Below are 11,770 nucleotides of genomic sequence, written 5' to 3'. Positions count from 1 at the left end.
TTTTTCGGTTGGCCACTAGCGGATCGGGTCGCGCAAGCATGCGTATTTAGAAACTGCAGAAGTATACCACGCCGCCGAGCGTTTGCAAGCGAAAAGCGCAAAAGGCCGTTCGCGCGCGGTTGCGGCGAATTTGCCGACGACGACGCGCGAGTGCGCCCGAATATGGGCGCGAATCGGTACCCATGACAATCCGGCGACCCTTTGAGCGGGCAACACTGCCTCTGAAGAACGAGAAACCCCAGGTGGGACGAATCACTTTCGTCTGTCGCCGTCCGCAAACACCGTCCACATTGTCACAGCTGCCGATTCGCGCCCACATTCGGCTGCGCGACGAGATCAGGCGTTTTAGAACAAAGCATGTTTGTTGCATGCACTATGCATGTAACAGATTCGCTCTCGCCGAATCGCGGTACACTCTACCCAGCGTATCGGAGATGCCGCAGGCTTGCATGGGAAGGCGGCGCTCCGGACGGCTCCTCTCGTTCGTCGCCCCGGCTTACGTTACCGACACCGAACGAAAGGACGATCATGGACATGCACGATTCACGAAACGCAACGTCCGATGGCTCAAGCACGCTCGTCGACGCCGCGTTCTACACGCACATCCACGAGATCATGGAAAGCGCCCGGAAGCGCGCGTACTCCGCAGCAAACTTCGCCATGGTGCAGGCGTACTGGCGTATCGGCGAGAGCATCGTCGCTAAGCAGAAAGGCATGGAACGCGCAGAGTACGGCACGAAGCTCATCCAGCAGCTGTCGAAACGCATGACCGCCGATTTCGGAAAGGGGTTCACCGTTGCAAACCTCAAGAACATGCGGCAGTTCTACCTGACGTTTCCAATTGGCCAGACACTGTCTAGCCAATTGAGCTGGAGCCACTATTGCGAACTCATGCGCGTCACCCAAAAGGACGCTCGTGCTTTCTATCTGGAAGAATGCATCAAAGAGGGCTGGAGCGTACGACAACTCAAGCGACAGATCGGAAGCTTTCACTACGAGCGCCTTCTCGGCAAGCCCACGCTCGCCGCCCAGCCAGAAGGCGAAATCGCCCCCACGCGCCCCGAAGACCTCATCCGCGACCCGTACGTGCTGGAATTCCTCGGCCTCAGGCAGGATGAAACATGGCTCGAGAGCGACCTTGAGCAAGCGCTTATCGACCATCTGCAGGACTTCATGCTGGAACTCGGTCGCGGCTTCGCCTTTGTCGGTCGGCAGAAGCGCATCACGATCGACGGCGACCACTTCTACATCGACCTCGTGTTCTACAACTACGTTACGCGATGCTTCGTGCTTATCGACCTCAAAACCGGCACGCTCACGCATCAGGATCTCGGACAGATGCAGATGTACGTCCATTATTACACGCGCGAGCTCATGAACGAGGGCGACAACCCGCCCGTGGGGCTCGTGATGTGCGCGAACAAGAAAGACGCCGTGGTAAAGTACACCCTCCCGGAAGGCGAGCGGCAGATCTTCGTGCCGGAATGCCTGCCCTGCTTGCCATCCGAAGACGAGCTGCGCGACGAGATCAGGCGTCAGTACGACGCCCTCGAAGGAGGGATCGGATCGTGAGATCGGGAGCGCCGTTGTAGAAGGACACGTCGACGCGGCGATCCATGAGAACGGCGTGGACGAGCAGGGCGATGGCGGCGGCGAAGCAGGCGAACAGCCCCAACGGCACGAACGAGAACATCTGAATCGATTGGAGCATGCCGGGCATGAACATGCCCAAGACGAGCAGCGCGACACCGCCGCCGACACCGAACAGCTTCCGACGGCGCGCTTCCGCCTTCTCCTCCGGCGTGTAGCAGTCCTCGACCACCGGGTGCTCTTTGCGAAATGCCGCATGGCTGCGATACGCCGGAACGAAAAGGCACAGGCCGAGCGCGATCCCTACGAGGTGGACGACGATGTTCGCCAAAACCGTCGTGCTGTTGTAACCGCCGCCCGTCACGAACATCGCCACCCCGAAGCTCATGACGATCACCGCCACACCGGCGGCGACGTCCCATGCGCGGCGGCGCATGTGCTCGTCGTAGCCGCATGCATCAGCGACTTCGCCCTCGGGTGCCTCGCCCTCGACGCCCACCGCTTCGAGCACGGACTCCCCTTCGGCGGTCCCCGGCATAATGAGCGCGCCACCCACGGATGTCGACGCCTTCAGCGCGACCGTCGGCTCCTCGGCAGCCGTCGCGCAGCCGGTTAAGTCGCCGCGCACGAGGTCGTCGAGCGAGCATTCGAACAGGTCGCACAGCTTGATGAGCTTGTCCATCTCGGGGTAGCTCTTCTCGGCCTCCCACTTGGCTACCGACTGGCGGCTCACGCCGAGCAGCGTCGCAAGCTGCGCCTGGCTCAAATCGCGCGCTGCGCGCAGATGTTGGAGATTGTCTCGGAAGCTCATGGGGCTCTCCTCTCGATCGCCTTCTTCCCCATCATGCACCGAAACCGCGGTTACCTCAACCAACTACGGGATGCTTTTCACGGTCTCCCCGACAACCGGAAGTTGTCAGCGCCGGCCAGACGCCGGTTTGCGCATGGCGCGCGCGTAGAAGAACGCGACGAGCAGGCCCGCCACGGCTATGACGATGGCGATCGAGAGCGTGTGCTCGAACGCCGAGGCGTATGCCTGCGCCTTCGCCGCGCCCGCCGCCGTGTCCCTGAGCACGTCGGCCGACAGCACGCCGACGAACAGCGACGAGCCGATGGCCGAGGCGATTTGCACGGCCGTGGAGTTGATGGACGCGCCGGCGGAGTACGTCGCGGGCGGCAGCGTGCCGAGCGCCGCGGTCTTGGACGGCGCCACCACGAGCCCGGCGCCCGCGTACACGGCCGCAGACGACAGGATGATCAGGATGGCGATCATGCTCTCGGCCGAGAAGAACGCCGCCGCCTGCCCGACGAGCACGAGCACGAGGCCCGCTGGTACGAGCGGCCACGCGCCGCGCCTGTCGAACACCCGGCCGCCCAGAAACGTGAACGCCGCGTTGACCAGCACGGGACCGAGCAGCAGCAAGCCCGCGAAGAACGCCGTGTACCCCAGCGCCCCCTCGTAGTACAGCGGCAGCAGGATGCTCATGGAAAACGACGTGAGCATGCCCACCATGACGAGCAGGATGCCCACGGCGAACCGCGGGTGGCCGAGGGGGTGCAGGTCGAGCAGCGGGCTCTCCAGCGCGAACTGCCGCCAGGCGAACAGGGCGAGCAGCACCGCGCCGACCGCGAGCGCCGCGAGAGAGGGAGCGAGATCGCGCGTGACCTCGCCCAAGCCGTACAGGAACGCGGCCAACCCGAGCGGCCCGAGCATCACGCTGAGCGCATCGATGGGAACGCGCTTCGTCGAAGGGCCGCCGTGAACGCGGAAGAAGCCGACCGCCAGAAGCGCGACGGACATGGCGAGCGACACGACGAACATGGCGCGCCAGCCGAACTGCGTGAGCGCGAATCCCGAGGCCGTCGGGCTGACGGCAAGCCCTACGGCGATGACGCCGCTGTTCAACGCGAGGCGCGTGCCGCGCACCGCGACCGGCGAGTTCGTCATGATGACGCTCGTCACCGATGGGAAGAACAGGCCCGTGCCCACCGCCTGCACGAGGCGGCTGGCGAACAGCATGGGGAAATCCTGCGAGAGCAGCGCGAACGCGCTTCCGAGCGCGAGCGCTCCCGCGCCGACGAAGAACACGCGACGCAGCCCGAGGCGCCTCAGCATGAACGACGACAGCATGATGGCCGTCGCGGCGACCACCATGTACCCCACGATCACCCAGTTCGCGATCGACAGCGTCACGCCGAAGCGCTCCGCCAGCTCGGGGAGGGCGACGTTCATCATGCTCTGCCCGAACGAGGCCGTGAAGGAGCACGCCAGCAGCACGGGCAGCATGCTCGCCACGGTCCCTTTGCGCTTGTTCGCCTCGCCCATGTCGCCGCCTTTCCTCGTTCGCCGAACCGCCCGCGCCCGACGCCTCGCGGCGACGAACGTATCCAGTGTAGCGACGCTCCGGAGCCGGTTCGCATGCGTTTCGGACACGCAACGCTCCGGTTGCGAAACCGAAGCGCAGCCGCCGTCTCGCCTCGCCCCTTGGATTTTTCCGGGAGTCGGGCGGCGGCGTTCGGGTGCACGGGGCTTTCGGGTATGCTGAGGCTCAGCTATCCAGCCGATTGAAAGGACCACCCGATGGGGCTCTTCTCCATGAGCGGTCGCAAAAAGCACCGCACCAACCAAGGCAGCGGCTACTATCAACAGCAAGGATTCATGGGCAAGCTCGGCGGCTTCATGGGCTCGTTCAGCAGCTCGGACCGCAAGCGCTACGGCCACGGCTACCCCCAGCAGAACGCGCAGCCCTTCCCCGGCCAGGCGCAGGCCGCACCCCAAGCGCAAGCGCACGCGCCGCGCGCCGCCTCGGCCGCCGGATCGCTTTCCTGCCCGAAGTGCAACGCGCAAGTGCCGGCGGGTTCCAAGTTTTGCCTCGAATGCGGCGAGAAGCTGGGCGGCGGGTTCTGCGGGCAGTGCGGCGCGACGCTGCCTCCCAGCGCGAAGTTCTGCCTCGAATGCGGCACGCCGCGCGGCTAGCGCGCTTCGCCACCGCTGCCGGCGACCGCAGGCTCGTCGGCAGCACGTTCGGGGCGTGGCATCTCGATGCCGTGCTGGGACAAGGCCGGTTCGGCACGTGCTTTCGAGCCTCGCGCTCCAGCGACGAGCCCCGCATCGCGGCCCTCAAGCTGATCAAGCCCGAGCGGGGATCCCTCGACCGCGACGCCCTCTGGAGAGAGGCGAAGGCGCTGTCGCTGTGCGCGCACCCCGCCGTCCCCCGCTGGCTCGGCATCGTGTGCGAGCGCGACGACCCGCGCGACCGCGGGCGCTGTTTCATGGCGCAAAGCCTCATGCCCGGCACCTCCCTCGACCGCGTGCTGTTCCGGCAGCGAAGACCGTTCGACCATGCTGAGATCGCCTCCGTCGGCCGTCAGGTCGTCGACATGCTCGCGCACTTGGAGCGCTGCGGCGTGACGCACGGCGACGTGCGGCCGGCGAACCTGCTGATCGACGACGAGGGCGCCGTGTCGCTCGTCGATTTCGGGCTGGCCGATTTCTTCGAGCGAGGCGCGCCGGACCCTACGGCGAACGCCTCCGACCGTGCAGGCCTCGCCGACGTGTTGCTGTTCCTGTTGTACGCGAACCCTGCCGTGGCGCGCCGTCGCGGACGGCGCGCCGAGCTTCCCTGGTTCGACGACCTCGACCTCGCGCACGCCCAGCGGGATCTGCTGCTCGACCTGTTCTCGGACGAACCCGCGCTGCCCGACTTCGCATCCATCGGCCCCGCCTTCGAGGAAGCGTTCAGGTGCTGAGCGAGCGCCCCATGGGGAATGCGAGGGGGTTGCCAGGTCTGGCCCGCATCGCCGACGGGGTTCGGGTACCATGAGGGGCATCGTGAATGCAAGAGCGGCAAGGAGCGGCCCATGAACATCAACAACGTGACATTCGAGCGATCGTTCGGCGTATCGTCGCAGCTCACGCCTTCGACCATGCCCGAGATCGCGTTTGCAGGGCGCTCGAACGTGGGCAAATCGTCGCTGCTGAACAAGCTGTTCAACCGCAAAGGGCTGGCGAAGGTGTCGCAGACGCCGGGCAAGACGGCCACCATCAACTTCTTCTCGTGCGACGGCGTGCGCTTCGTCGACCTGCCGGGCTACGGCTACGCGAAGGTGTCGAAGTCGGACAAGAGCCGCTGGTCGGAGCTGATCGAGGGCTACTTCAACCAAGATCGCGACCTTGCGCTCGTGGTGTCGCTCGTAGACATCCGCCATGAGGCGTCCGACCTCGACGTGAACATGATCGGCTTTTTGCAGGAAGCCGAGCTGCCGTTCGCCGTGGTGCTGACGAAAGCCGACAAGCTCAGCCGGCAGCAGCAGATGAAGCAGAAGGCCGCCCTGAAGAAGCAGCTGAAGCTAGGGGCCGACGTGCCGCTCGTCGTGTGCTCATCGGAGAAGGGCACCGGCATCGACGAGCTGCGCTCGCTCATCAAGAGCAGCGTTCGGTAAGCGCGTTCCAGCGGCGCGGCGAGCTTCCCGTCGCTCGATCTCCTCTCCGCAACGCATGCTCCCAGCAGGATCCATCGCGTGCGCCCCTCCGTGCAGCGGACGCCTCCGAGAATGGCAGGTTTTCACCGAATTCGGAGGTTCGGTGCGCCAAGGGCGGGGTCTGCGAACCCGTCGGTGAGATGGGTCTTCCCGCCACCTGGTCTTTTTCCGGGAAGGAGCGCGCAGCCGAGCTTTGGGACGGAGCCCAAAGCTCCGAATTCGATGAAAACCTGCCATCCCGCCCCTTCCAGGATGCACGACGGGCGGAAGCGGACCGGAGGCGAAGCTGCGACCGCGTGGGCGTCGAGGTCGGCGCATTGCGTCGTTCAATCTCATCCATGAAGAGAGGCGGCCCATGGGCCGCCTCTCCGATATCGCTATGAAGTTCGCGCTACGGGCGGACGAACACCATCCCGCTCTGCACCGGGCCCTGCACGACACCGACGCCGTACGTGGCCGCGTGGATCATCTGGCCGCCGCCGACGTAGATACCGCAGTGCTCGGCGTTCACCGCAACGTCGCCCGGCTGGGGTTCGCCTTGCACGCGCGGCCAGCTCAAGAACGTGAGCGTACTGCCCATGCGCGAGTAGCTGCCGCTCAGGCAAAACGAGACGAAGCCGGAGCAGTCGTACGAGGTAGGACCGGCACCGTAGCTGGGATCGTCGTAGCCGTACGCCTTGCCGATCTGGCTGTACGCACGTCCGACGACGGAGCTCGCGATGGGCTCGTTGTAGTCAGGGGCAGGCGAAGGGCTGGGTGCAGGCGAGGGGGAAGGCGCATTGCCGCCGCCTTCATTGCCGCCGCCCGTGTTGCCCTGCTGAGACTGCTGCGCCTGCTTCACGGCTTCGTCTACCACAGCCTGCGCCTGGGCTTCCTCGGCGGCGGTCTGGGCGGCGCGTTCCTGCTCGAGCAGTTCGGCGGCCTCGGCGCTCAACCCGTCGTAGGTGGCCTGCATGGCGGACATCGTAGAGGCCGCCTCTTCCTTGGAACGCAGGGCCTCATCGGCCTTCTCGGTGGCGACGCGCTGCTGCTCGGCGTAGGTGGCTTCCTGCTCCTGCACCTCGGCACGCAGGTCCTTCGTCTGCTGCACGAGGTCGGCGTCGTTCTCGTTCAGGGTGTTGAGCATGTCCCAACCCGTCGAGAACTCCTGGAACGTGGTGGCGCCCAACAGCAAATCGAGGAACGAGCTGCCGCCCGTGCGGTACATGCTGCGCGCGCGAGAGCCCAAGCGCTCCTGCAGATCGGCGATCTGGCCGTTGGCCTCGTCGATGCGGGCCTGCGCCTCGTCGCGCTTGGCTTCGGCCTCCCGCTGTGCGGCCAACGCCTCGTCGTAGACGACGGCGGCCTGGTCGAGCGTGCTCTGCATGCTGTTGAGCGATGCGAGCGCGGCCTGGGCTTCGGCCTGCTTCTCGCTTGCCGACGGATCGGCGTACGCCAACGAGGGAATCATGAGGGTCGCTGCAAGAGCCGCAGCCACCACTCCCGCGAACACGCCCTTGCGGGCGCACGTTGCTTGCTGTTGCATGTGGGAACCTCCACCTGCGCTTAGATGCTTGTATACACTGCGAACCAGTGTACCAGATCGTGCGGTTCGCCTACGAAACAGGTTGGAAATCAAACAGGAACATCATACGAACCCCAGGGGCCGTGCGAGTGCGATCGCAACCCTCAACTAACCGTTGAACCCCTCGTCGCGAATGCGCCCCGTCCCGTCGGCCGCGGTCGTGGCAAGCTCGTCGCACCGCTCGTTCTCGGGATGCCCCGCGTGCCCCTTCACCCACACGAACTCCACGTCGTGGGGCTTCTTTGCCGCGAGCAGGCGCTTCCACAGATCGTCGTTCTTCACGGGCTGCTTCTGCGCGTTCTTCCAGCCGCGCTTGAGCCAACCGTCCACCCAGTGCTGGTTGAACGCGTTCACCACGTACTGGGAGTCGGAGTACAGCGTGATGGAGCACGGGCGCTTGAGCACTTCGAGGCCCGCCACCACGGCCATGAGCTCCATGCGGTTGTTCGTAGTGCGCTCGTAGCCCTGCGACAGCTCCTTCTCGTGGACGACGCCCTTCGAATCGGTGAAGCGCAGCACCGTGCCGTAGCCCCCCGGCCCCGGGTTTCCCCGCGCCGCACCGTCGGTGTAGATGTCTACGTGCATGTGAAAGGCCTTTCGCGTCCGGGAACAAACTGGGTAGGTATCATACCACGAGCCTCTCCCCCGCGCGTCAGCTCCAGATGAGGTCCATCATCTCCTGGCGGTCGTGCACGCCCATCTTGGCGTAGATGTGGGAGACGTGGGTCTTGACGGTGCTGCCCGACAGCACGAGCTCGTCCTGGATGAAGGCCCGCGTGCGGCCCTGGGCCAAGAGCACGAACACCTCGGTCTCGCGCGGGGACAGCCCGTAGCGCCCCGCCAGCTCGAGGCACGTGTCGGACACGGTGTCGGCCAACGGCTGCGCCGCCTCGGGCCGGAATGCAGGCTCGAGCGCGCTCGCTGGTGCGGGTTCGGCCGCGAGCGCCGACGAGGGCGCATGCGGCTGCGGCGCCGCAGCTTCCGCTTCGGCCTTCACGGCGACGGCCTCGGCGGCAAGGGGCGCCTCCCGCTCGTCCGGGCGGCGCTTGCCGCCCAGCCACGTGGCGTACATCGCCCCGATCACGATGACGTAGGTGGCCAGCAGCACGTAAATGTTGCTGATGATCTCCGACGAGCTGAGCAGGAGCAGCCACGCGATGGAGGCGCCGGCGAACACCGCCTCGGAAATGCCGATAACGCGGTACGACGGCATGTCGAGCGCATCGAGCGCCGTGACGATGACCGTCCAGAACAGCAGGTGAGCGCACAGCTCGTCAACCTGGATGACGTCGGTGAGGAACGGGAGCGTTTCGCTGTCAGGACTGGCCTGCAACGCGACCACGAACAGGCCGGCCAAGATGAGCAGCATCGCCGGCTGGAAGCGCATGGTCAGCGTGAAGTCGGCCAACTTGATGAGCGTTCCGTAGGCGAACGCCACGATGACGAGCGCCGAGGCGACGAAGCCCGCGAACCACGTGGGGGACACGCCCCCGTTGGCCGCGTCCCCCCACAGCCCCAGGTAGGTGACCGAGCGGATGACGGCGAGCAGGATGGCCGACACCGCCAGGAGGATGTACAGGTTGCGCTTGAACGCCTTGGACGCGGGCGCCGCCGTGCGCGGCTTCGCCGGTATTCCGTACACCGTGCGCCCCGACGGCGCCTCCCCCTCCGCCGCGCCGCCGTCGAGCCGGGCCTCCCTGCGAGCCATCGCGCAGGCCGCCTCGAACACGAGCGCCGAGACGACCGGGAGCGTGATGGCCACGAGCACTTGCCACTCGGGGCTGATGAGCAGGCTGAACGCAGGGACGATGGGCAGCTTGATGATGATGCCGGCCGCGATGGACCACACCACGCAGACGAAGCCCTGCGTGCGCGCGAGTAGCAGGATGTAGCGCGCCAGGAACCAGAAGAAGCCGATGCCCACCACGAACAGGCCGCCCACGGCCAGCGCCGCAGGGGCGAAGAACGCCTGATGGTACGCGAGCCCGAAGCATGCCGTGCCGAACGCCGACAGCAGCGGCAGCACGTAGCGCAACGCGTTGTCGGCTCGCTTGAGCGCGCGCGGGAAGGCGATGAACGCGAGTGCGAGCAGCAGGATGCCCAGCAGGTAGAACATGCGGGGGTTGACGAGCGCGCCGATGCCCTCCGTCGAGGAGGTGAACCCGAGCGTGTGGCTTGTGAGCATGCACCACGCCAGCGTCAGGCCGAAACCGACGGCTGCGAGCGCTGCGGACATATGGACATGCAAACCCCGGATGGTCATCGAGCGTTCCCCTTTCGCCGTTGACATTATGGCACATCGCGCTCCGCGACGCATCGGCCATGCCTCAACCTTCCTCATATTCGCAGGTCAAACGATTGGCATCGGCCAAAACATCACCCAAACTGGCCGATGCCGAGCCCGTTGGATGAGCGTCGGAAAATCGGACGTACGGGTGATGGCGGGGCGCAGGCGGGCGGCGTAGGATCGAACGATCATCCGGCGTGCACCGTCCGGATCGACCTCAAGGACGAGAGAAAGGGGAACTATGACAGTCGATAAGCGACGGGAAGCAGCGCGAGGAGGGTCGCCGTGCAAGCTCGCCATCACGCTCGCCTGCTGCGTTGCGGCCGCATCCGCGCTGGGCCTGTGCGCCTGCCAGCCTCAGGCGGCACCCGAGCCCGCAGCGGCCGACCAAGCTGCGGAAGCGGGCGTCACGAAATCGTACGACCTGCAGGCCGGGCGCGACACGTTCGACGATCCTTCGAAGCTCGAGGACTACGTGGCAAACCGCACGAAACGAGACGAGGACTCCAAGGAGCTGTACAAGGCGACGGTCACCACGCTCGAGGACGGCACGCAGGTGCAGCCCGTGCCCAACGACGCGCGCGGCTACAACATGGGCATCATCAAGGCCGAGGAGCGCGGCTGCACGTCGTGCCACTCGCTTGAGAACGCGATCGAATGGTGCCCCATCTCGCACAACGGGCTGAACAGCTACGGCGACGACCCCATCAACGTGACCACGTGCATCGCCTGCCACGACGGCCAGCAGAAGCCGCTGTTCGGGCGCTCCGGCTTGGAGATGGGCAACGTCATCCACAACTCCCATCTCAACAGCGACAACTTCACCGACAAGAACGGCAACTGCCTGTCGTGCCACTACATCGATCCCGTCTCCGGCGACATGCCCCTGTGGGACGAGGTCAAGTACGACCAGATGCAGGGCTTCACCGCCGTGGCCGACGTGAACGGCGCGTTCTCGTTCGACCAGAACGTGCTCACGGACAACGACCTGGCGTTCTACCAGCTTTCCGCCTCAACCGACCCGAACGGCATCGCGCTGCACTCGAGCAGCGACGACTCGGTGCTCCAGGAGCGCGTCGTGGCCGTGAGCGGCCAGGTCGAGAAGCCGCTCGACCTCAAGCTCGTCGACATCCCGCAAGACCAGCTGGAGACGCGCATCATGAAGATGAACTGCTCGGCCAACGGCGTGGGCGACGCGTTCATCGCGAACGCCGAGATCACCGGCATCCCGTTCGAGGACATCGTCGAGATGGCCGGGGTCGAGGCCGACGCGGTGACGCTCGTGTGCGAAGAGGGCAAATCCACGTTCAAGGTGGATTGGCTCATCGAGAAGAAGGCCATCCTCGCCTTCAAGATGAACGGCGAGAACCTGCCGAGCGAGCTGGGCTACCCCTGCACGATGTTCACCGAGGGCACCGGTGCCTCCTCGAGCCGCCGCTACATCACCAGCCTCGAGTTCGTCGACGGCGCCGAGGTGAAGAAATGGAAGAACGACGTGCCCGGCACGCTTTTGCCCGGCGAGGACGACACGTACTTCAACAAGCCGGTGGGCGCGTTCCTCAACGTCCAGGACGGCCAGATCTTCACCGGCACGTCGTCGGTCACGTTCGAGGGCTATGCCGACGGTTTCAACGAGCAGGTCACCGAGGTTTCCTTCTCGCTCGATCAGGGCAAGACCTGGCAGACGTGCGACACCTCCTCCTCCATGATCGACCGCTGGATCTATTGGACCTACCGCATCGACGGCCTCGAGCCCGGCAGCTACGATCTGCGCATGCGCATCGTCACCGAAACCGGCCGCGTGATCCCGCAAGACGTCAACACCGTGTTCCACATCCAATAGCGAG

Annotated in this window: 10 protein-coding genes; 5 read left to right on the top strand and 5 right to left on the bottom strand. The window is 65.5% G+C overall.

Features of this window, described 5'->3' with window-relative positions; genetic code table 11:
• The first annotated feature begins 528 nt into the window (after positions 1–528).
• Complete coding sequence (locus C1A15_RS07410) at positions 529–1,572, top strand: PDDEXK nuclease domain-containing protein (RefSeq protein WP_245864966.1); 1,044 nt, start codon at positions 529–531, stop codon at positions 1,570–1,572.
• Here the strand turns inward: C1A15_RS07410 and C1A15_RS07405 are convergent.
• A complete protein-coding gene (locus tag C1A15_RS07405) occupies positions 1,529–2,401 on the bottom strand; it encodes a helix-turn-helix domain-containing protein (RefSeq protein WP_101721961.1) in 873 nt (290 codons plus the stop codon). The two genes, C1A15_RS07410 and C1A15_RS07405, sit on opposite strands and share 44 nt — an antisense overlap.
• A 105-nt stretch (positions 2,402–2,506) precedes the next feature.
• Positions 2,507–3,916, bottom strand: coding sequence for an MFS transporter (locus C1A15_RS07400; RefSeq protein ID WP_101721960.1), 1,410 nt, complete (start codon positions 3,914–3,916; stop codon positions 2,507–2,509).
• Positions 3,917–4,186: 270 nt separating this feature from the next.
• Between C1A15_RS07400 and C1A15_RS07395 the strand changes: the two genes are divergently transcribed.
• The 3 genes from C1A15_RS07395 to yihA all read left to right on the top strand — a co-directional run bounded on the left by C1A15_RS07395 (position 4,187) and on the right by yihA (position 6,033).
• Complete coding sequence (locus C1A15_RS07395; RefSeq protein ID WP_245864965.1) at positions 4,187–4,567, top strand: zinc ribbon domain-containing protein; 381 nt, start codon at positions 4,187–4,189, stop codon at positions 4,565–4,567.
• Positions 4,546–5,340 carry a protein kinase family protein gene (locus tag C1A15_RS07390; protein ID WP_101721958.1) on the top strand — a complete coding sequence of 265 codons (795 nt, stop codon included), beginning with the start codon at positions 4,546–4,548 and terminating at the stop codon, positions 5,338–5,340. The genes C1A15_RS07395 and C1A15_RS07390 overlap by 22 nt, the downstream gene beginning before the upstream one ends.
• 111 nt (positions 5,341–5,451) lie before the next feature.
• Positions 5,452–6,033 carry a ribosome biogenesis GTP-binding protein YihA/YsxC gene (gene yihA, locus C1A15_RS07385; RefSeq protein WP_101721957.1) on the top strand — a complete coding sequence of 194 codons (582 nt, stop codon included), beginning with the start codon at positions 5,452–5,454 and terminating at the stop codon, positions 6,031–6,033.
• Positions 6,034–6,463: 430 nt separating this feature from the next.
• On the opposite strand, the gene C1A15_RS07380 is transcribed toward yihA, so the two are convergent.
• The 3 genes from C1A15_RS07380 to C1A15_RS17235 all read right to left on the bottom strand — a co-directional run bounded on the left by C1A15_RS07380 (position 6,464) and on the right by C1A15_RS17235 (position 9,899).
• Entirely contained in the window at positions 6,464–7,597 is a 1,134-nt protein-coding gene (locus C1A15_RS07380) for a coiled-coil domain-containing protein (RefSeq protein ID WP_101721956.1), read from the bottom strand.
• Between the two features lie 147 nt (positions 7,598–7,744).
• Positions 7,745–8,221 (bottom strand): ribonuclease HI, encoded by a 477-nt coding sequence (rnhA, locus tag C1A15_RS07375; protein ID WP_101721955.1) that lies wholly within the window; start codon positions 8,219–8,221, stop codon positions 7,745–7,747.
• 67 nt (positions 8,222–8,288) lie between these two features.
• The gene (locus tag C1A15_RS17235) at positions 8,289–9,899 is read right to left on the bottom strand and encodes a helix-turn-helix transcriptional regulator (protein WP_245864964.1); all 1,611 of its coding nucleotides are present in this window, start codon (positions 9,897–9,899) and stop codon (positions 8,289–8,291) included.
• Between the two features lie 265 nt (positions 9,900–10,164).
• Between C1A15_RS17235 and C1A15_RS07365 the strand changes: the two genes are divergently transcribed.
• A complete protein-coding gene (locus tag C1A15_RS07365; RefSeq protein ID WP_101721954.1) occupies positions 10,165–11,766 on the top strand; it encodes a molybdopterin-dependent oxidoreductase in 1,602 nt (533 codons plus the stop codon).
• Positions 11,767–11,770: the final 4 nt, after the last annotated feature.

This window comes from Eggerthella timonensis (assembly GCF_900184265.1).
GTDB lineage: Bacteria > Actinomycetota > Coriobacteriia > Coriobacteriales > Eggerthellaceae > Eggerthella > Eggerthella timonensis.
The sequence above is the reverse complement of the archived record's forward strand: the minus strand, read 5'-3'. Positions and strand labels throughout refer to the sequence as shown.